Genomic DNA, 20,060 nt, shown 5'->3' on the forward strand with positions numbered 1-20,060 from the left:
GAGGTCGCTGTTGTCAGGATGTGCCTTGTCGCTGGTCCTCTCGGTACCCGCAAACGGTGCCGGACTCTCTCTCACTGATACGCCGGACACGGATCCTCCTGCCGCGTTGCAGAGCCTCACGATCAACGGACAGACGTTGACGCCGGAATCGGTGCAGCCGGTGCCGCTCGAAGGGCAGATCTACGAGGTTCGCTTGAAGAACGGTGACACCGTCTATAGCGATGCAGCGGGCCGTTACATGGTGCTGGGCAGTCTCTATGACAATTCTCCGGATGGCCTGGTCAATATGACCGAGCAGAACGACCGGGAAGGAAGATTGGCTCAGCTCGCCGGATTGAGCTCCGATCAAATTGTCGTGTTTCCTGCTATGGGGGAATCGATCGGTACGATCACGGTGTTCAGTGACACGACCTGCCCTTATTGCCAGATGTTGCATCAGGAGATCGGTCAGTTGACGGCTGCCGGCGTCGAGGTGCATTACGTGCCATTCCCACGCGATGGCAGTCAATCCCCAGCCGCACGTCAACTGGCTCAGGTGATGTGCTCTGAATCCCCCCGAGCAGCAATGACGGCTGCCTTTCGGGGGGAGGCGCTGGAAGCCACGCCGACGGATAGCTGCTCGGCTGCTGTGTCGAACGGCTTTGCGCTGGGGCAGCGGTTTGGTGTGAAGGGTACGCCCTCGATCGTTCTCCCCAATGGCGAGATGGGCGAGGGGTATGTGCCCGCGCAGCAGCTAATTGAGGCGATCAAGAGATCCAGCTCATGAATCCGATGCGACAGCGACAGATTTTCACTGAAGCTATGCAGTTTGCGATTGGTGACGATGAACCGGCCACATTTCTGCGGTTATGGCTCGAGGGAGAGTGGGAAGCGCTCGAAAAAGAGTGGCCGGATTACTCGATACCGGGCGAGCTGAAAAAAGCAGTTAATCGGTATTGGGATCTGGTACGTGCCGACAGACAGGTTGTGATGTATGCCTACCAGTACGACTTAGACGGTCCTGGGTGCGTTGCCTTGCAGCCCGTTCGAGACGCTGCCCCTATCGTACTCGAACCATCGGAAGTAGAGACGTTCCTGGCCATCATCGCCGGTGATGAACCCCTCGAAGGCCTCCTGCTCGAAAATTGTCAGGATGACCTGGTGGAGGAGGCTGACGATGGCGAAATACTAGTCTCGGCAGAAATCCCCTTGCTCGAGTTGAGAAGCCGAACTTTCTATTGGCAGCACACTGATGCGTCGCCGCTTGAAGCGCAGCTTCTGAAACGAATCCATCTGGCGTCAGCGCCATGGCAGGCACGGGGAGCTGATATGGTCCAAATCGTTGGATACTCTAGGTAGTAGAGTTATCAAATTCCAACTGCTTACAGCAAACCCTTACGCTCTCGTTTAACATTTCCCGATGACTGGCACTGCACCTTCCAGTGACAGTGACCCTGGGCTAGGCACGCACCACCAGGAGAGGAGAGCCTTGATCATGACTGATGATAGAAATGATGCGCTTGACAACCCGGCAAGGCTGAATGAGTCCCCACCGCCCTGTGAAGAGGCCGATCTGAGCTGTGACGAGTACATGGTTTTTGCGATGAAAGACAGTCATCACGCCTTCAGCCTTGGGCTCGAAACTGTGTTGGAATGCATTCGTGCGGCAGAGCTGGAAGGGGCCGTTCCTAAACTCCCTGCTCAATGGTGGTGGGATCTAAAACAACGCTACTCGCTCGACTTCAAGCACGCCCCGCTGGACTAGCAATCTGTTGTGGCACGCTGCCCTCTGGGCATGGCTTATCAGCGAGTGCCCAGAATTTCCTCCGCCAACTCAACCAGTTCTTCCCGCCGGGGTCGCTTTGCCCTTTCTGGCGACATATTGAGCAGGTTTTTGAAGTGATCCCGGTTAAATTCGATTGTCTGTCGGTAAATTTCCCTGGCATGAGGAGGTCGTCCGGTGGTGACTTGCATCACCATAGTTTCTTCGAGATGTTGATTGCTGTGACGTGCCCTGTGATGGATAAAGCAGACATCCAGCGATAGGTACTTCCCTTCTTGCCAACCAATCCGATGACTTTTATGGTCAATCACCACACCTCGCACCTGGTGCTCCTCTATGGCTGCAAGCAACTCTGGGTTATTAAACACAACGCGCCCCGCTAGGCTCTTTGAGACCGTCATATAGGCAAACACCCAAGGAATATTCTGGAGTGTTGCCCCCATGTAAAGATGCCCATCCCAGTCCCTATAATCCTCTAGCATTTGTTTGGCCAGGGCATATGAAATCCTGATCCCAATATCCTTCTCCAACAAATAAACCACTCGGTCGAAATTAGGTACAAGAATATCCAGTATCTTGTCGCCTAGGGGATCTGCCGCAGGTCGCCGAGAGTTTCGATCATATTCCTGAGGGTTAGAGTAAGGGCAGTTTTCGTAGGCCCAATCACGATACTCTGCAAGTCCTTCTACATTACCCTGGTAGTGGCGTGCATAAGGGGCGTCGGTGTTGGCTAATTTAAACAGAAACCCCAAAATCAAGATTGGATTGTCACATCCAGGACACACAGCGAAGGTGGCCGGATCCCCACCTCGGTTGTTGGTGTACCAAGGCTTTTGCTTACCCGTGGAGGCTTCAAAAGTCTCCTTATCCAATGGAAGTTCATCCCAATCCGACGTTTGTAGCTTATAGACGTCCATGCTGACTCCCCAGATTGGTCAGTAGAGTGGATGCAGGCTCCGAGTGTAACGCGGTCATTTTCCCAGTCACGTCGAATGCTAAAAACGCTACCCAATCCATTTAACATTCTCTACTGCCGACTCCCACTGACCCCGGTACACCTGATGGCTGGATCCATCCGCTGCGCGTGGAGTCAGCCATGCCCCTACCACATCTACGGCGTCTGGCCGTTGTCAGAACGCTCTGCTGTTTCACCTTTATGAGCCTGGCTGGCGCTGCGAGCGCCGGCGTCGAGGTCTTCACGATTGCGGGTTTGCCTGTCACCCACGCACCAGACGATGCGGCCATCGTGGAGCTCGATGCGCCGGCCCGATTGGATGCGCAACTCTCCCAGGGGTTGCCGGCAGACCCTGAACGGGCCAGACAGGCCATGAGGGCGCGGGTATCCCGCCCGGACTGGCCTGAGATGAAGGCTCGCTACCAATCGGCCTATACCGGGCTGACCCGCGCCTGGATGCTGGGCGTGACCAAAATCCCGGCGGTGGTCGTGGATGGCCGCTTCGTGGTCTATGGCGAGCCCGATGTGGCGCAGGCACTCTCTGAGATCGACCGAGCGCAGGAGGGGCAGCCATGATTCAGCGACTGCAACGTGTCCTGACAGGGGGGATGCTGGCACTAGCGCTGGCTTTGGCGGGAGCTGTCGCCGCACCGCCGGCCAAGGCGATCACCACACCGGAAATCGCCGCATCTGCCTTGAGTTTCGATTGTCTCGAGTACGAGGTGATCGGCATTTGCGCCTGGCTTAACTGTGGCATCTGGGGCTGTACGGTCGTGACGTCGATTCGGGTCAAGAACTACGTCCCCGAACTGGTCGTCTCTTCCTATGAGAACACTGGCGAGAACCCCTGGACCGAAATGTCCTACCTGTCCCCGCCAGTAGGGGACGCGCTCGGAGGAGGCAGGACGACCGAAGAAGCCACGACGCGCCACTCCAACACCCACTTCAAGAATGTGGACGTCGTTGGCCATCCCGGCAATCCCGGCTTTTACAGCTACTTCCAGGGCAGTCCCTACGACCTGGGTTTCATGTGCAGTGGTGAAGCCGTCTCGTTCAATCCCTATTTCATCTCGACGCTGGACGCCCTGGCGTGGCGCTCGGGTGTCCCTGAGTCGGCGTATCCCGAAGCGTTGACGCCAGGCATGAGAGAGATGGGCGCTCCAGGAGATCTGTGGAGCCCTATCTATCCGAGAAGTGGGTTCGTTTCCCAATACCACGACTACAAGGTCGCCGCCTCCACCGCACAGCGGGCCGCCGATATCCTGACGCGCGAAGGGCAGCCGCATGTTTATCAGCCATTGACGCCCCACGACTCGCCTCAGAGTGGATTCTGGGTGCCGGATCCCGTGATGGAGGGTGATGACAACACTCACAAGTGGCAGCGGCTCGAACCCAACCTCACGATGTCCTGCTCGCTGTTCCCCGACGGTGGCCAGGACAACGACCTGCGTGAGCCTGGCGATTACGTCTGGGCGTTGTGGCGACCCTACCGGTGTTGTCAGCGCCGTGGGCAGGAACTGCTGTGGTTTACAGGAGAGTAATCGATGAATCGACATTACCGTCTGTCCCGTGGAGGCATTCGGGCACTGACCCTCTCACTTGCGCTGACAGCTCCGATCATGGCCAATGCGCAGTCCTCCGATAGCCTTTACTACGACATCGGAGGTGCAGCTCCGTTTGGGGCATCGGCTGGCCTTGGCCATGGTCCTCGGGCTCGTGGCATCGGGGTGGCCTGGAACGTGAACGCGTCGTGTGGAAACTTCGACATCGGTTCGACCGTCAGCAATCAGTTGAACGGCGTCACCAACGGCTTCCAGTCCATGATGGGCAATGTGGTTTCCAATGCCACCGGGGCCGTGGCGAGCCTGCCGGCGATGATTATCCAGCGGGCCAATCCTGCGCTCTACGATCTGCTGACCAATGGTGTGCTCCAGGGCCGAGTCGACTTCGACAAGTCTAAATTGTCATGCCAACGCATGGCGGAGCAGTTGGCTGACGCCACCGTTGGAGATCGTATGCAGCAGGCCGCAATGGCGGAGAACTGGCATGACGTGGCGGCATCGACTACCGACGCCGTTGCGGCACAAAACACCGTTGAGCAGGAAGCGGGGGATAATGGCCGCACGTGGGTCGGCGGTCAACGCCGAGGAGGGGCTGGCCAGGAACCCGTGCGGGTGGTCGAGGATACCGCCAAGGCGGGGTACAACCTGCTCTATGGGCGCACCGATCCCACCTCTGACGAGGAGGTTTCGGGAGGCGGTGGAGGTTGGGGGTCCGTCGCGACATCCAGTGGGGATTGGATCGGCGGCGGTGGTATCGCGGGTGGGAGTGGTGGCGGAGGTGGCGGCGACTGTCAGGGCGGCATGTGTACGATCTGGGGATCCCCGGAAGAAGCCGCCGAGTGGACCAAATCGATTGTTGGCGACACCGAGCTTCGCACCTGCAACGGCTGTGAAAAGAGCGAGAGCATTGCGGGTACGGGCCTGGTACGTGAGCTAGAGGAAGCACAGCAGGAGATCCACGAAAACCTGTTGGAGATGCTCAATGGTGGAGAGATCACGCAGGCGAAGTTGAACGAGGTGTCTGCAGGCGATGGGTTGGCTGTGTCGCGTGGCGTGATCGAAGCCATGCGTTCCGATCCGCAGGGGCCGCTGCTGGCTCAGCGGCTAGCGAGCGAGATGGCACTGGCTCGAACGCTGACCAAGGCGATGTGGGGCCGCCGGATGCTGATGGCCGGGACAAGCGATCCAGGTATTGAGAGCAATGAGGAGGGGATGACGGCACTGGATCGCAAGATCGATGCCTTCAATCGCGATATCGAGTTGCTCAAGAGCGAGATGGAGATTCGTCAGTCCCTGGCCAGCAACGCCGCCTTGTCGGCACTCAAGCGTGCGGCGAATCGGGCTGCCGGTTCCAGCCCGGATGAGACGACGCTGCCGACACCGGCGCTCGATGAGCGTGGCCGCCCGACTGCGGGGGCCACGCCATGACCCTTCCCCGGCTACTGGATCCCAGACGATGGCCATCACTGGTGGTCTTTGGCATGGCGTTGATCGGTGCCTTTGTGGTGTGTGGGGCCATCGTTGCGTTGGGCATTCGGATGATGGGCAGCCAGGTGGCTTTCGAGGCAGCCTGGGGGCAAGCAACACCCTGGTTATTCCTCTGGCGGTGGGCTTGTTACGCCGGTTTGGTGCTGTGGTGGCTAAAACTCTGGCGCCCCCGTCTCGTCCGTCAACTGGGTGAAGACGATGACGGTGGAGAAGAAGCGCGATCGCGCATGAAGCGACTGGAGCGATACGCGATCGGCGTCATGGTGGCCATTGAATTCTTCAATCTGCTCGACTGGATGGGAGGTGGCCGATGACCGCCGATCTCAATGTCTCTGATTACCTGGAGATGGTCTTCCTGATCATGGGGTGGGTAATCAACAACGCCCTGTGGTCGGTCATGATGCAGACGGGGCTTGCCTTCGTTCCCTTCATTGCACTGATCGCTTCCGAGTGGTTCAAGGTGCGCCAGGAGGGCGAGGACGAGGGGAACAAGGGGGTGCTGCTGGTTGCCCGGCTCGAAACGAAACTGATCGCCATGGTCATCTGCTATGCGGTGACGTGCCTGCCGGTCATGAACCTGTCGATCAACCCTGTCAATAACATCGAGCGTCAGAACGCGGATGGCTCTCAGTGCAGCGTTGCGGTGATCGGTCAGGGCGAGTGGGGCAGTAATACGCTCAACGCGATCGATGGACAGACCGCCGATATCCCGCTGTGGTGGGCCTTCGTTCATGCCATTTCCAAGGGCATGACCAATGCGGCGGTATCCAGCATTCCGTGTAGCCCGGATCTGCTGGCCGTGACTTCCGAGGTCGATGCACAGTCGATCACGGATCCAGGACTCAAGCGCGAGGTAGGTGAGTTCCAGCGTCAATGCTATGGCGCGGCTCGCAATAAGCTCTTTCAGGAAGGCGGTACGATCGAGCCCTCTGAGGGCATGGATGTCGACTGGCTGGGAAGTGAGTATTTCATCGAGACACCTGGCTACTACGACTCGTTCTACGCCGGCCGGCCGGTGGAGGGGTTTCCCTACAACGCCAGCCGCGACCAGGCGCGCCCAGGGACGGGGCCGGGGCAACCTGGATATCCGAGTTGCCGTGAATGGTGGACAGCCGCTGGTAGTGGTCTCTATGCGCGTCTTCATGAGCAGGTCGAGCCAGGATTCTGGGACAGCTTCGGGTCGATTTTCTCGAGCGCGGATGCGGAGGACTACGTGATCCGACGGATGATCAGCGAAAGAACGGGATCGGCCAACGGCAACCAGGCTTCTGCCATCCGGGGCTACGGCAACCTCGACGGCGGCGCATTGGATGATGTCGGTGATGTCCTTTCCACGGCCGTGGGGGGCATTGGGGGTGCCGTGGTGGGTGCCACCGGCAAGGTGGGGATGGATATGGTGAAGCGCGCGCTGCCGATGGTGCAGTACCTGCTGATCATGGCGGTGGTGATCTGCCTGCCATTCGTGATGACGATCTCGGGCTACTCGTTCAAGGTGGCTGGAACAGCGACGTTTGGGCTGTTCGCCCTCTGGTTCCTGACGTTCTGGTGGGAACTGGCCCGCTGGCTCAACTCGAACCTGGTGGATCTGATCTATAACTCCGAAGCGGCCAAGATGAGCTTCCTCGCGGCCGCACAGAACACCTACGACCGGCTGCCGCTGCTGTTCGTGGAGTGGGCGACGTTTTTGCTTTTACCTGGTATTTGGGTGGCCGTGCTTGGTTGGTCTGGCATGAAGCTAGGAGGAGCTATCTCTGCTGGCCTCGAGTCTGGGACCAATGGAGCTAAGGCTGCAGGTAACAAGGGAGCAAGTATTGCAACTAGCGCAGCAACAAAAGGTGCGAAGTAAAAGAATGGGAGCATCTAGCTCCCATTGCTTGTTAGTCATCTACCTTTATGCCGCCTTGGTAGTAACCAATACCTTCCGGGCCATCCCGCAACTGGGTAAACGCACCGCTGCTCTCATCTTGGCTGTTGCGGCTCTCACTTGATGCAGAAGCCGCAGCCGCACTGGCCAGCGCGCCTAGTGCCATACCTGCCGCCTTGAAGGCTTCGCGGGTGATCTGCTTGGCTATGGGGGCGTGCTTGCGCACGGCGTCGCGTGCAGCGTCCAGGCGCTGCTCGTCGAGTAGCTTGCCACCGCCCCGGCGGTTGACCAGGTCGGAGGCGTTGTCGTTCCAGAGCCATTTCTTGATGCTCATGGGACACCTCCTTGCATTAGACATACCTGAATGTCAGGTTAGTCCGTAAGTTGGACCAGTGCAATTTTAGCTGTGTTCGCGGGCAAGTGGTTATGTCATGAGGCCTTACCTGAATCAGCTTCTATTGTGTCAATCCAGCTCGGCGAGATGCTCGATCGTTTGCGGGTATCGCTGTACCAGCCGAATTAGGGTCTGCGCTTGTGCATTGGGCTTCGATCGACCTTGCTCCCAGTTCTCCAGCGTCCGCTGGTTGGTACGTAGGTAATGGGCAAAGACCCCTTGAGACATATTCAGCTTTTCGCGTGTTTGAACCAGGTCTCGGGCGGTGATGTCCGGCAAGCTGGATGGTTTGACTGAGTGCGATCTCAGCGTCCGCTTTCCCTTCCGCGAATCGGCAAGGGCATCGAAGCCTTCAAGTACCTCATCGAAGATATTCCTGCTCATTTTCGTTTCCTCGCGTCGATCTCGACTTCAAGCAACTGCTTCAACACTTTTCTCTGATCAGGTGTGAGATCGTCCTGGACATCCTTACCATAGATCGTGAATAGCCAAAATTGGGGTATTCGGATTAAGTGGTAGATGGAGCCCCCTTGCTCCTTCGAACCCTTAACTCTCCCAGAAGGTTGATAGATCGACGCCGTAGTTTATCTCAGGCTCGGGAAGACCCATGCTGTAGGTCATGGTGGCCTTGCCCAGGAAGGGGGATTCCTTGGTCTGCGGCACCTTCTTCTTGTGCTTGGTGGTGTAGAGCATCCGGGCCCGCATCACCTCGAATGAGTAGCCACGGCCATCGCGGTTCTTATCCTTGGCCAGCCGGTTGATTGACTCCGTGAAGGCGTTGGTGATCGGGATGTCGGTCTCGAAGTAGGTCAGCATCTCCTCATGCCAGCCACTGATAGCACTGACGAGATCTTTCCAGACCTCCTTTTGCCCCTGTGGGATGTCGTCAATCCAGGCAGTCAGCGCCTTCTCGGCGTCACGCCGGGTTGTGGCGTCCCAGATGTGGAAGAACCGCTCCTTGTGCTCGTAGGCCGCCAAGAGCTGGGGGAATGCCCCTGTCCAGGTCTCCATGATGAGCCGTTCGCGATCTGAGACATCGTGAGCGCGCTTCAGCAGGATCTTCCGGTCACCCTTGAGGGTTCGGCGCTGGTTGGACGTCAGCTTTTTCCTGAGCCCCTTGCGGACCTTTTCCAAGGCCTCGTTGGCCATTCGCACGACGTGGAACTTATCGACCACAATGCGAGCCTGCGGCAGCACCGCCTGGACAGCACGGCGGTACGGTTTCCACATATCCATGCTGACGATCTCGACCTGGTGGCGCTCGGTCATGCTCATGAGGCGCCTCGTCACCGCGTCCTGCTGGCGACCGGGCAGCAGGTCCAGTAGGGTACGCTCCTCCAGGTTGGTCAGGATGCAGCGGTAGCGGCGGTTCAGGTACAGCTCGTCGATCCCCAGGCAGCGGGGTGTCTCGAAGCGATGCCAGGCTGCCAGGAACTCAGCCTTCTTCTTGAATATCTCGCGGACAGTCTTCTCGTCGAGGCCCGTGGTATCAGCCACGTAGGCGTAGGGGTGATTGAAGGCTTCCTTCTCGACGTGGTTGTAAAGCCTCCGCGTCATGCGGTGATCGTCTACCATTTCCGGAAGAGCTGGCCGGAACGTCCTTCCACACGCCCGGCAGGTGTAGCGGCGACGGACCACCCAGAGGGTGACCCGCTTTCCGTGGATGTGTAGGTCGCGATAGGCCACATCGCGCTTACCGAACCTGACAAACTCACTCTCAACGCCGCATTCCTCGCAAGCTAGAGGCTCAGGAGCTTCAACCTGGTAGTGGAGATCATGCTCTTCCATCTTGGTGGCTAGGACGTGGTACTCGGGAAGGTGAAGGATGTTGTCAGGCAAGCTGGTCATGCAAACTTTCCTTGTCGACATGGTCTATAGATGATCGCGACTCTTTGACCGCGTTGTTTTCTACGAACTGAAGGTGAGTTACTCCCTTGGGTCTTCTGCTTCTCTGAGCCCTTCATGCAATGACGCAATTAGCGGGCAAGTGATATTGCCTTGTTGTGCATGGCATCGGTCGACCATTTCGCTCAGCACCTTCTCAATTCTTTCAAGCCTGTCGATCTTCTCGCGAACGTCCCCTAACTTGTGCTCTGCGAGAGCACTGGCTTCTTGACAGTGGGCGCCATCTTCCAGCCGAAGTAGGTCACTGATCTCATCCAGACTAAAGCCTAGCTGCTGCGCCGTTTTCACGAACGTCAACCTGTCGATATCGGCGGCACTATAGCGTCGAATACCTCCGGGAGGTCGTTCGGGCTCCGATAATAGCCCTCGTCGCTGGTAATAGCGGATTGTCTCGACATTGACGCCGGCCGCCTTGGCCAGGCCGCCAATGGTCATGGTGTCCGCCACTTTATCTGCATGTCTCTTCATGATGCTTGACTCCGTACCAAGCTACGGAAGTAACCTTATCGTAGCTCCCCCCATCCCGAAAGGAGAATCGTCAATGCGGACATCTAAAACGGGGCGAGGGCCCCTGGCCGCCGGAGGAGTCGCGGCCCTCCTGGCCTCGGCGTGTTGCCTCGGCCCGCTGGTTCTGATCACGCTGGGCGTTTCCGGCGCCTGGATCAGCAATCTGGCGTCGCTGGAGCGCTATCGCCCGCTCTTTATCGGCGTCGCGCTGGTGGCGATGTTCTTCGCCTGGCGTCGCGTCTTTCGGCCAGTGGAAAAGTGCCAGCCGGGAGAGGTGTGTGCCGTGCCACGGGTCAGGACGGGCTACAAGGCGATCTTCTGGCTCGTATCGCTGCTGGTGCTAATCGCCCTGGTATTCCCCTACGTCTTGCCCTTGTTCTATTAAAAGGAGATCTACCATGAAAGCTCGTTTCGCCTTCATCGCGCTACTCGCCCTGCTCAGCACGCCCGCCTTAGCGGCCTTGCAGACCGTGAAGCTGTCGGTGCCGGGCATGACCTGTGCCGCCTGCCCGATCACCGTCAAGGCCGCCCTCAACAAGGTGGACGGCGTCTCGCAAGTCGACGTGAGCTACGCGGATCTCGAGGCCGTGGTCACCTTTGACGACGCCCGAACGTCGGTGGAGGCATTGACCGAGGCCACCACCAACGCTGGGTATCCATCAACCCCGACATCCTCGCAAGCGGATCGAGAGTGATCATGAAGAATCCCAAGACCCTGCTGCGCGTGAGCGTGATCGGCACCGTCCTGGTGGCATTGTGCTGCTTTACGCCGATCCTGGTGATCCTGCTTGGCACGGTGGGCCTGGCGGCGCTGACGGGCTATCTCGACGTTGTGTTATTGCCGGCCCTGGCCTTCTTCATCGGCCTGACCATTTATGCGATTTGGCGTAAGAAGCAGTTCGACGCCTGTTGTGACAACTGCTCTATCAAATCAAGGAATACGCCCCCTGAGTGACATCAAGCAGCTGCACATCGCGGTCATCGGGTGAGTTGTTTACGAGCTTGTCCGTCACGGTGAAGGAATAAGCGTGAAAGATTCGCAGAAATTTTTAAGCGTCGTGCTTGGCACCGGGTTGATGGTGCTGTGTTGCGCCGGGCCAATCGCCCTGGTGCTATTCGGTACGGCGGGCCTGGCCGCGTTGGCAGGCTATCTCGATTACCTGCTGTTTGCCGTCCTGGCCATCGTCATCGGCTTACCTCTCTACGCGCGATACCACAAGCGGAAGCAGGATGCCGGCTTTACTAATGAAGACTCGGAGAAACGTGATGATTGAACTCAACGTGAGCGGCATGACCTGTGACCGCTGTGCGGATCATGTCAGGGAAGCCTTGGAGAAGCTGCCCGGCGTGCAGTCGGTGGAGGTATCCTATCCTCAGAGGACGGCATCGGTAGCCGTTGATCCGGGGACACCGGCCTCGGCGTTGACGTTTGCCGTGACCCGACTTGGCTACCAAGCTCGACTGGCCAACAGTGGGCCCACTTCCCCGGCAGGCGCATCGGTGTCCAAGGGCCGTGATGAAGACGCCCCGCACATCGCGGTGATCGGCAGCGGCGGCGCCGCCATGGCGGCGGCCCTGAAGGCCGCCGAGCGCGGCGCCCGGATCACCCTGATCGAACGCGGCACCGTCGGCGGTACCTGTGTCAATACAGGCTGTGTGCCTTCGAAGATCATGATTCGCGCGGCCCATATTGCCCACTTGCGTACGGAAAGTCCCTTCGATGCAGGCCTGAGCGCCCAGGCGCCGGTGGTGGATCGGGCCAAGCTGCTCGAGCAGCAGCAGCGACGTGTCGAGGAACTGCGTGACGCCAAGTACGAGGGGATTCTGCGCGACCACCCGGCCATCACTGTCCTGCACGGCGAGGCCCGGTTTATCGATGCCCATAGCCTGATGGTCAAGCTGAACGAGGGCGGCGAGCAGGTCGTCCACTTCGACCGCGCCTTCATCGGTACTGGCGCCCGACCGGCAGTACCGCCGATCCCGGGTCTTGCCGACACCCCCTACCTGACCTCTACCAGTGCTCTGGCCCTGGACACTCTTCCCGAGCGGCTGATTGTGATCGGCGCCTCGGTGGTGGCCCTGGAACTGGCCCAGGCCTTCGCCAGGCTGGGCAGCCGGGTCACGGTGCTGGCCCGCAGCCGCCTGCTCTCCCAGGAAGACCCGGCGGTAGGGGATGCGGTGGAGGCGGCGTTTCGCCGCGAGGGCATCGAGGTCCTCAAGCAGACCCAGGCGAGCCGTGTGGACTACACCGACAATGAATTCATTGTCGACACCAACGCCGGCACCTTGCGGGCGGATCAACTGCTGGTGGCCACCGGACGGACACCCAATACCGAGGCCCTGAACCTGGCGAGCCTCGGCGTGGAAACCGCACATGGGGCTATTCTGGTCGATGAGCATCTGCACACCACGGTGCCGGGGCTCTATGCCGCCGGTGACTGCACCGATCAGCCGGAGTTCGTCTATGTCGCCGCCGCCGGGGGCAGCCGGGCTGCCGTCAACATGACCGGGGGCGAAGCCACCCTGGACCTGAGCGCCATGCCGGCGGTGATCTTCACCGACCCCCAGGTGGCCACCGTCGGCCTGACGGAAGCCGAGGCCATCGAGCAAGGCTTCAGCGTCGATACCCGTGAGCTGGACCTGGAAAACGTGCCGCGTGCGCTGGTGAATTTCGACACCGGTGGTTTCATCAAGCTGGTGGCCGAACGCGACTCGGGCCGGTTGCTGGGGGTGCAGGCGGTGGCGGGGGAAGCCGGTGAGCTGATCCAGACGGCGGTGATGGCGCTACGCGCACGCATGACCGTACACGACATCGCCAATGAGCTGTTTCCCTACCTGACCATGGTGGAAGGGCTCAAGCTCTGTGCCCAGACTTTCACCAAGGATGTGACGCAGTTGTCCTGCTGTGCCGGGTGAACGATATGAGCGCGACCGTGGTGCCACTGGGCGGCGGCACCACGGGTTTTGGGCATGGACACCACAGGGAGCCCTGTCACGATGAACACGACACTACCAGATTGCGGGATGATGGGGGCGATGGGCTGGATAATGCCAGTGATCGGAATTGCCCTACTATTGCTACTGGTCCTGGGCATCGCCTGTTTGGTGAAGTATCTGCTCTCTAGCAAGTGAGCGTACTCAGCGAGCCATCAACCAGCTAATCCGTTGTGGGTTGAGTTTGTCGGCCACCTTTAGCTCTCGCATACCAACCAGATAATCCGGATACCCAGAATTATACAGTCGTTTCCATACATACGATCCAGCTACGTTTACCATTTATAGATAAAATTCGATTGGAATGCTTGTCTACTACCTAGTAGTCGAAAACCTTTTCAGGTGATGCGATGAAGCGGGGAAGGTGCCATCCAGTCCATACAAAACCAAAGTGTTGCCTAATCAACAAGATAGGAAAATTAAGCAAATAAATTTTACCAATGCTTGATCAATCTGCATGCAGTAACTACACCTTAAAAGGTGTTTTTAACGCAGCAGACATACCTTTTCAAGCAACGGACGGAAGGTAAGGTCGCTAAGGAGTAGAGATGAATTTCGGAAAATATAAGTCCTGTATAGAAGCTTGCAACGTATGTGCAACCTACTGTGACACCTGCGCAATCGCTTGCCTGAAGGAAGATGATGTCAAAATGATGGCAGAATGCATTCGCCTGGATATGCAATGTGCACAGATTTGCCGTCTGGCTGCTTCCTTGATGGCACAGGGTAGTGAATATGCTAGCGAAGTTTGCAGGATCTGTGCAGATATCTGCAAGAAGTGCGGCGACGAGTGTGCCAAGCATGATGCTGAGCACTGCCAGGAATGTGCCAAGGCATGTCATCGCTGTGCTGAAGAGTGCGCTGCTATGGCGTAAAGAAGGGCTGATAGCAAGGTTCGCTTCATTGTATCGAAGCGTACTTAGATGCTCTGTAACTTGGACTCGATTTGCTGGGTCCAAGTCGCGTTTGGATTGGGCATTTTATGGATAGCAGCCAAGTATCATTTATCAAATAACTTCGAGTCGTTCAGCTTGAATTCAGAAAATCAGGCTAGCGTTTAGGAAGTCGCTTTCCGGTTTTCCATATCGGGCAACTGTTGGTGTTAACCGGCTTTCCGGTGCTTCGCGTGGTCAAAGCTAGTCGTTGTTTGTACAGCAATGCGAGGACGCACATGGCATTAATGACACTCTTTGTCATTCTCATATTCAGCCTGGGCGCTGGGATACTGATGCAGTGTTTGCCTATGCGCCGCCAGACGAAGCCTCCGTGGTCTCAGCGGGCACCGTTTCTGGGCGGGGGTACGCCAGACAGTCATGCCTGGAGCCGCTACCACATTCGCTATTACCCCATGACGCTGCTGCTGATCGCCTTCGAGATGGAGATGATGTTCATGTACCCGTGGGCAGTGGTCTTCGTCGAGAAGGGCATGAAGGCGATGATGGAAATGGGCATGTTCCTGGCCATCCTGTCAGTGGGTATCGTCTATGCCTGGCGTGAAGGAGTGTTCAAGTGGCAGTGAACTGGCTACGCAATCTTGCCTCGCGCAGGAGTGTTCCCGTGTTCCCCGTGTTAGGTGTGCAGGGGGATAAGGCACTGCGACATCTCACATTGTCGCCAGACATCGAGCTGGTCGACTCACCGCGCCATGCCAGTGTGCTGCTGGTGGCAGGAGAAATCCCGGCTGATCGGTTCGAACCTTTGCGCCGTGTGCATGATCAATTGCCATATCCCTTCACGACTTTGTGGTTCCGTTGCGAACCTTGGCCTCACCTGGAAAACGTGACTCGTATTGATGATCTGGATGTTTTGCCGGCGGCTCTGGTCACGGCGTATCACGAACTGATGGAAGGCCGCCGCGAAAGCTCGCCCAGAATCTTGTTGGATAAGCCGCCCAACCCCTGGGAGGGCGCGGGCGATTTCGGTCAGGGGGGCGAAGGCATGATGGGTGGCGTGCCCTACGGGCGGCCCATGGCGATGAATATGGAGGATGATATTCGCGACGGGCTGACGCTGGATTCGTTGACATTCCGGCTTGGGCCGTTCTTTTTCGCGTTTCCGCCGGGCATGGCGGCAGAAATCACGTTGCAGGGCGACCTCGTTCAGACATGGAAGACTCAGCGTGCGCCGTATCCACAGAGCCTTGATCCGGTGTTTTTCGCCGCCCGGAAACGACTGGTCCCCATCGCCGCGCTCGAGCTTGCCCGGGCCCGCCATCACTTGTATCGCTTGTTCCATGCGTTACATCTTGCCGGGCTGGAAAGTGCCAGCCTGAGCGCCTTGCGCTTGGCGAATAACCTGTCGACGACAAGCACGTTGGATGGGCTGCGTCGTTATTTATCGCGTAGCGGCTTCTTTCGCCTGGCTGCGATAAAAGGCGGTGAGCTCGGTCCCGAGCAGGCTCGCAGAATCGGTGGTCCAGCTGCTCGGGCTGCCGGATTGGACGAGGATCTGCGCTCAGACGATGCCGGCTATCGACGGCTGGGGTTCTCACCTGTGTGCCAGGCCAGTGGGGATACTCGTGCTCGCTGGCGGCAGGTTCTTGCAGAAATCGATCAGTCACTCCAGCTGGCTCGCCAGGCCGAGCGGGATGATGTGTCTACGAGTGAGGTAGATCGCATCGAGACTCCGCGTGGCCCTTGGCTCGAGAAGCGGCCAGAGGATGCGAGTGCACTCCTTGATGAGATATTACCGGGCCAGGAGTGGGGCGATGCACTGGCTACCATCGCCAGCCTGGATGTAGCAGCCGTCGCTGAAGCACCGCTCGACACGCAAACGACCGGCGAGTCTCCGATAACGGAACTTTCGGACGATGAAGGGGGCCCTGCATGATCGTCGAGGAGCTGGTCCTGCCGGTGCTTATGGTGTTTTTCATGCTGGCTGCAGGCGCTTACACGGTTGCGGTACTCGACCGTGTCATTGCCGGTGCGCTTGGCACGCCTCAGACCGGCAGTGTCTGGATTGCCCCCTTGGCGCGAGGGGCCTGGTTGATGACCCAGCACGCCAATGCCACCGAAGCCCCGGACTGGCGGGCTTGGCGACTGGCTCCGGCGCTTTATCTTTCTTTGGCCGCCATCGGGCTGGCCGTCGTGCCATGGTCGGGGTCGCTGGTCGCTACTGACCTGGTCACCAGCGTGGTGCTGTGGGGCAGCGTGGAAGCACTGGCGACCGTGGTCATCTTCCTGCATGGCTGGTCGGCCAATGCGCTATTCGCTTTGATCGGCGGCTACCGTTATGTGGCACTAGGGCTTTCCTACATTCTGATCAGCATGTTCGTGCTGATCGGCGTGGCATTGCCGGCCGAGTCGCTGCAGTTCACCCAGGTAGTCGCCTCGCAAGAAGAACTGTGGAATGTCATCCGCCAGCCGCTGGGATTACCGCTGTTTCTTATCGTCGGCCTAGGCATGACCTTCTGGGGGCCGCTCAACCTGGCCGATTCGGCAGATCTGGCTGGCGGCACGGCCGCTGAGATATCCGGGCCACCGCGGCTGGTCTGGGATGTGGCGCGTGCCGCAATGCTGGTGGCTTTCAGCGGCGTGGCAACGAGCGCCTTTCTGGGCGGTTGGCTGGGGCCCTGGTTGCCTGGGCCACTATGGGTGGCCATAAAGATGCTGGCAGTGTTGCTCGTGCTGTTATTGCTTGGCCGATTGCTGCCGCGCCTGGCGCCGGAGCGCTGCGTCACCTTGATGTGGGTCATTTTGCTGCCGCTGTCGTTTATCGATCTGGTATGGGCCGGTGTAGGAGCGTTGTTGTGATAGAGAGCATGAGTCACGGTATCGGCGTTGATATCGCATTTCTGCTGTTGGCCACGCTGGCAGTGGTAACCGCTTGGCGAGTGTTTCGTACCGATTCGATGGTGCGAGCCTCCTTTTTCCTGCTGGTGTCGTTCATCGCCGTGGGTGTGATCATGATTCTGCTAGCGGCGGAATATCTGGGCGTGGCGATGTTCTTCATGATGGCCGTCGAGATGACGGTCATGGCGCTATTCATGGTCATGTTCATGATGAATCCAGCCGGTCTGAATCCGATGAACATGGTCCATCAGGAGCGAATCTCGATCGGGGCAGGGGTGGTCAGCTTCCTGGTGCTGAGTGCCATGGCACTGTTGGCTGTCTTTCCCGACCGGCCGGTGTCGGCCGGCCTCGACCCGGTAAGGTCACTCGGCAACGAAATGCTAGGTGATTCGATGCTGATCTTCGAGTCGGCGGGCCTCGTGCTGCTTACCACCATGATCGGCGTGGTGGTGTTGTCGAGTCACCGTGGACGCTACGGCGCGGCCACGGAGGGCTCGCTACCACCGGGGCTGGAGTCGGGCGGCGATCCGGCGGGCAAGCCCGAAGAGGACGAAGATGGCGAGGATGGCGGTCATCACCACCATCACCACTGACCTATGCAGACAGGCAAGGAGGCTTGAATGACACTGGCGACACTTTTGCTATTGGCAGCGGCACTGATCGGCATCGGCATTTATGGCGCGCTTTCCCAGCAGTCATTCGTGATGCTGATGATGGGTCTTGAGCTGATCCTCAATGGCGTCATGCTGGCTGCCGTGGCGTTCTGGGCCTTTAGCGGGGCCGGCGCGCCGGAAGGGCAACTGCTGACGATCATCGTCATGGCAGTGATGGCTATCGAGATGACCATGGGCTTTGCTTTGGTGGTAGCGGTCTTCCGCGGTAAGCAGGCCGACACGACCGAATCACTGACCGGGTTGAAGCACTGATGTTGTGGTCGATAGCTCTGCTGCCGCTACTGGCTGCTCCCGTCATGTATTGGCTTGGCAAGCACGGGTTCGATAAACACTGGTTTGGCAAGAATAGCGGCCGTGCCGTGTTGGGCCTGGCGGGGGTAGGCGTCGCGATCGTCACCCTGATGCTCGCTGGTCTCGCGATTCTGGGTGACTGGAGTGGGGCTTACCGCTGGAGTTCACAGATCGTCCTGCTGATCGGGGTGACGCCAGTCAGTGCGGTGTTTGCTATCGTCGTGCCGCTGATCGCCGCGCTGATCGTTCTTTACAGCACTTACCACGAATCGGAACCTGGCGGTGATGGCGCAACGACAGGGCAGGCTCCTGCCAGGTTGATCGCCCTGCTGACGGCTTTTATCGGGGCGATGGAACTGTTGGTACTGGCTGAGGATCTGGTGACCCTGCTGATCGCGTGGGAGTTGGTAGGTGCCTGTTCATGGGCACTGATTTCCCATGATTGGCAGAAGACCGGCAATCTTCGGGATGCCGCTTGCGCGTTTCTGGTGACGCGTTTCGGGGACCTGGGGCTCTATATTGCTGCAGCGGCAGCTTATGCCGGCACCGGCTCGTTTGCCTTTGCTGACCTGACCCAACTCGATGGATGGCTGCTGAACGTATTCGTTGCCGGCGCGGTGTTGGCGGCGGCCGCAAAGTCCGCCCAGGTTCCATTCTCTCCGTGGCTATTTGCCGCCATGTCGGGGCCAACGCCGGTATCGGCATTGCTGCATGCGGCGACCATGGTCGCGGCGGGCATCTATCTGGTCATCAGACTCCATGCAGAGATGTCCGCCGTTGCCTGGTTTGGGCCGGTCGCGATCGCGTTAGGCCTGGCCACTGCCCTGGCAGGGGGTGCCGTGGCCTATCTTCAGGGGCATGCCAAGAAGCTTCTGGCGGCTTCGACATCGGCCCAGTATGGCTTGATGTGGTTGGCGGTGGGGGCAGGCTTTCCCGGTGTTGCCCTGGTGCACTTCGTCACGCATGCGTTCATGAAAGCTGCCCTGTTCCTGGCAGCCGGCATCGCCGAACGCCATGTCGGCAGCTACTCGCTAACTGCGATGCGCCTCGGGCGTCTGCTTCCGGGTATCGCGGTAGCCACCCTTGTGGCCAGTCTGGCACTGGCAGGGGTCGTCCCGCTGAGTGCGGCCTGGAGTAAGGAGGAGATCATCACTGCCGCTGGCCATCAGGCGTCCTGGCTGGCCGTGGTCGCCGCCATCGCGGGCGGGCTCAGCGCCCTGTATGCGACACGCTTTCAACTGTTGGCGTTCGGGCGTGGCCCGCATGGCGGTACGAGCACTGCGCCATCCCAGCCAGGTCATACCCGGATGGAAGCCATCGCGCTTTATCTGTTATCGGCAGCCACGCTGGTGCTGTCATTACTCTGGTGGCCTGGTGTCGGAACCCGTCTTGCTGATCTCTTATCAGTCGATCTTCCCCGATCCAAGCCATGGGAACTGATCGTATCGCTACTGTTGGTGGCGTCGGGCATTGTCCTGGGTGTCTGGGCGGTACGTCGTGAGGTATCAGACTCAGGTCGACAAAGTGCCAGGCGTACCGAGTTGGCGGACTGGTTCGGCCTGCCGACGTTGGCCGAACGTGGTGTGGGCGCAATGATGGCGTTCAGCCATGGCCTCGCGCGCTTCGATGATCGCGTGGTGGATGCGGGTATCCAAGCCAGTGCCCGTTTCGGAGCATGGCTGGCCAAAATGGGCGATCGTCGTGGCGAAGGTGTGCTCGATGGCGCGACGAGCCAGCTGGCGAAAGGTATCGACTGGGTGGGTCAATCGGCGCGCCAGGCCCACACCGGCCAAACGCATCATTACTACACCGGCATCGCGGCAGGACTCGCCGCGATCCTGATAATCCTGGGCATAGGAGCGCTCCTTTGATT

The 20,060-nt window shown here is 58.9% G+C and carries 25 protein-coding genes; 20 read left to right on the top strand and 5 right to left on the bottom strand.

Features of this window, described 5'->3' with window-relative positions; translation table 11 throughout:
- Positions 1-25 precede the first annotated feature (25 nt).
- The 3 genes from DOM57_RS08455 to DOM57_RS08465 all read left to right on the top strand — a co-directional run bounded on the left by DOM57_RS08455 (position 26) and on the right by DOM57_RS08465 (position 1,744).
- A complete protein-coding gene (locus tag DOM57_RS08455) occupies positions 26-766 on the top strand; it encodes a DsbC family protein (protein ID WP_162619495.1) in 741 nt (246 codons plus the stop codon).
- On the top strand, positions 763-1,338 hold the full coding sequence (locus DOM57_RS08460; protein WP_110648787.1) for a hypothetical protein: 576 nt from the start codon (positions 763-765) through the stop codon (positions 1,336-1,338). Before DOM57_RS08455 ends, DOM57_RS08460 begins: the two co-directional genes overlap by 4 nt.
- A gap of 136 nt (positions 1,339-1,474) precedes the next feature.
- Positions 1,475-1,744, top strand: coding sequence for an XRE family transcriptional regulator (locus tag DOM57_RS08465; protein WP_162619496.1), 270 nt, complete (start codon positions 1,475-1,477; stop codon positions 1,742-1,744).
- Between the two features lie 38 nt (positions 1,745-1,782).
- Here DOM57_RS08465 and DOM57_RS08470 read toward each other — a convergent pair whose 3' ends face one another.
- Complete coding sequence (locus DOM57_RS08470; protein WP_110648789.1) at positions 1,783-2,679, bottom strand: hypothetical protein; 897 nt, start codon at positions 2,677-2,679, stop codon at positions 1,783-1,785.
- A gap of 179 nt (positions 2,680-2,858) precedes the next feature.
- On the opposite strand from DOM57_RS08470, the gene DOM57_RS08475 reads away from it, so the two are divergent.
- The 5 genes from DOM57_RS08475 to DOM57_RS08495 are packed head-to-tail and all read left to right on the top strand — an operon-like array spanning position 2,859 to position 7,613.
- Positions 2,859-3,293: a TIGR03757 family integrating conjugative element protein gene (locus DOM57_RS08475; protein ID WP_239496157.1), complete on the top strand. Its 435-nt coding sequence runs from the start codon at positions 2,859-2,861 to the stop codon at positions 3,291-3,293.
- A complete protein-coding gene (locus tag DOM57_RS08480; protein WP_239496158.1) occupies positions 3,290-4,258 on the top strand; it encodes a TIGR03756 family integrating conjugative element protein in 969 nt (322 codons plus the stop codon). Before DOM57_RS08475 ends, DOM57_RS08480 begins: the two co-directional genes overlap by 4 nt.
- 3 nt (positions 4,259-4,261) lie before the next feature.
- On the top strand, positions 4,262-5,707 hold the full coding sequence (locus DOM57_RS08485) for a hypothetical protein (protein WP_110648790.1): 1,446 nt from the start codon (positions 4,262-4,264) through the stop codon (positions 5,705-5,707).
- Between the two features lie 53 nt (positions 5,708-5,760).
- Positions 5,761-6,081 (top strand): hypothetical protein, encoded by a 321-nt coding sequence (locus tag DOM57_RS08490; protein WP_110648791.1) that lies wholly within the window; start codon positions 5,761-5,763, stop codon positions 6,079-6,081.
- Positions 6,078-7,613 carry a conjugal transfer protein TraG N-terminal domain-containing protein gene (locus tag DOM57_RS08495; protein WP_110648792.1) on the top strand — a complete coding sequence of 512 codons (1,536 nt, stop codon included), beginning with the start codon at positions 6,078-6,080 and terminating at the stop codon, positions 7,611-7,613. The genes DOM57_RS08490 and DOM57_RS08495 overlap by 4 nt, the downstream gene beginning before the upstream one ends.
- A gap of 31 nt (positions 7,614-7,644) precedes the next feature.
- On the opposite strand, the gene DOM57_RS08500 is transcribed toward DOM57_RS08495, so the two are convergent.
- The 4 genes from DOM57_RS08500 to merR form a co-directional block, all read right to left on the bottom strand.
- Positions 7,645-7,965: a hypothetical protein gene (locus tag DOM57_RS08500; RefSeq protein ID WP_110648793.1), complete on the bottom strand. Its 321-nt coding sequence runs from the start codon at positions 7,963-7,965 to the stop codon at positions 7,645-7,647.
- 129 nt (positions 7,966-8,094) lie between these two features.
- Positions 8,095-8,409 (bottom strand): helix-turn-helix domain-containing protein, encoded by a 315-nt coding sequence (locus DOM57_RS08505; protein WP_110648794.1) that lies wholly within the window; start codon positions 8,407-8,409, stop codon positions 8,095-8,097.
- A gap of 162 nt (positions 8,410-8,571) precedes the next feature.
- The gene (locus DOM57_RS08510) at positions 8,572-9,873 is read right to left on the bottom strand and encodes an ISL3 family transposase (RefSeq protein ID WP_022997615.1); all 1,302 of its coding nucleotides are present in this window, start codon (positions 9,871-9,873) and stop codon (positions 8,572-8,574) included.
- A 78-nt stretch (positions 9,874-9,951) separates the two neighbouring features.
- Complete coding sequence (gene merR, locus DOM57_RS08515) at positions 9,952-10,398, bottom strand: Hg(II)-responsive transcriptional regulator (protein WP_006911920.1); 447 nt, start codon at positions 10,396-10,398, stop codon at positions 9,952-9,954.
- A gap of 73 nt (positions 10,399-10,471) precedes the next feature.
- Here merR and merT point away from each other — a divergent pair, with 73 nt between their 5' ends.
- The 12 genes from merT to DOM57_RS08575 all read left to right on the top strand — a co-directional run bounded on the left by merT (position 10,472) and on the right by DOM57_RS08575 (position 20,058).
- Positions 10,472-10,822, top strand: coding sequence for a mercuric ion transporter MerT (gene merT, locus DOM57_RS08520; RefSeq protein WP_006911919.1), 351 nt, complete (start codon positions 10,472-10,474; stop codon positions 10,820-10,822).
- Between the two features lie 13 nt (positions 10,823-10,835).
- Positions 10,836-11,132: a mercury resistance system periplasmic binding protein MerP gene (gene merP / locus DOM57_RS08525; RefSeq protein WP_006911918.1), complete on the top strand. Its 297-nt coding sequence runs from the start codon at positions 10,836-10,838 to the stop codon at positions 11,130-11,132.
- 2 nt (positions 11,133-11,134) lie between these two features.
- Entirely contained in the window at positions 11,135-11,392 is a 258-nt protein-coding gene (merF, locus tag DOM57_RS08530; RefSeq protein WP_021031449.1) for a mercury resistance system transport protein MerF, read from the top strand.
- A gap of 73 nt (positions 11,393-11,465) precedes the next feature.
- A complete protein-coding gene (gene merF, locus DOM57_RS08535; protein ID WP_006911916.1) occupies positions 11,466-11,711 on the top strand; it encodes a mercury resistance system transport protein MerF in 246 nt (81 codons plus the stop codon).
- Positions 11,704-13,353, top strand: coding sequence for a mercury(II) reductase (gene merA / locus DOM57_RS08540; RefSeq protein WP_008957401.1), 1,650 nt, complete (start codon positions 11,704-11,706; stop codon positions 13,351-13,353). The genes merF (DOM57_RS08535) and merA overlap by 8 nt, the downstream gene beginning before the upstream one ends.
- Before the next feature lie 626 nt (positions 13,354-13,979).
- Positions 13,980-14,306, top strand: coding sequence for a four-helix bundle copper-binding protein (locus DOM57_RS08545; RefSeq protein ID WP_110648795.1), 327 nt, complete (start codon positions 13,980-13,982; stop codon positions 14,304-14,306).
- A gap of 353 nt (positions 14,307-14,659) precedes the next feature.
- Positions 14,660-14,950 (top strand): NADH-quinone oxidoreductase subunit A, encoded by a 291-nt coding sequence (locus tag DOM57_RS08550; protein ID WP_239496159.1) that lies wholly within the window; start codon positions 14,660-14,662, stop codon positions 14,948-14,950.
- Positions 14,941-16,260, top strand: coding sequence for an NADH-quinone oxidoreductase subunit D-related protein (locus tag DOM57_RS08555; protein WP_162619497.1), 1,320 nt, complete (start codon positions 14,941-14,943; stop codon positions 16,258-16,260). The genes DOM57_RS08550 and DOM57_RS08555 overlap by 10 nt, the downstream gene beginning before the upstream one ends.
- Positions 16,257-17,183, top strand: coding sequence for a complex I subunit 1 family protein (locus DOM57_RS08560; RefSeq protein ID WP_239496160.1), 927 nt, complete (start codon positions 16,257-16,259; stop codon positions 17,181-17,183). Before DOM57_RS08555 ends, DOM57_RS08560 begins: the two co-directional genes overlap by 4 nt.
- An 8-nt stretch (positions 17,184-17,191) precedes the next feature.
- Positions 17,192-17,815: an NADH-quinone oxidoreductase subunit J gene (locus DOM57_RS08565; protein ID WP_110648798.1), complete on the top strand. Its 624-nt coding sequence runs from the start codon at positions 17,192-17,194 to the stop codon at positions 17,813-17,815.
- 27 nt (positions 17,816-17,842) lie between these two features.
- Positions 17,843-18,148: an NADH-quinone oxidoreductase subunit NuoK gene (gene nuoK, locus DOM57_RS08570; RefSeq protein ID WP_110648799.1), complete on the top strand. Its 306-nt coding sequence runs from the start codon at positions 17,843-17,845 to the stop codon at positions 18,146-18,148.
- Positions 18,148-20,058, top strand: coding sequence for an NADH-quinone oxidoreductase subunit 5 family protein (locus tag DOM57_RS08575; protein ID WP_110648800.1), 1,911 nt, complete (start codon positions 18,148-18,150; stop codon positions 20,056-20,058). The genes nuoK and DOM57_RS08575 overlap by 1 nt, the downstream gene beginning before the upstream one ends.
- Positions 20,059-20,060: the final 2 nt, after the last annotated feature.

Source organism: Salinicola peritrichatus, assembly GCF_003206715.1.
GTDB lineage: Bacteria > Pseudomonadota > Gammaproteobacteria > Pseudomonadales > Halomonadaceae > Salinicola > Salinicola peritrichatus.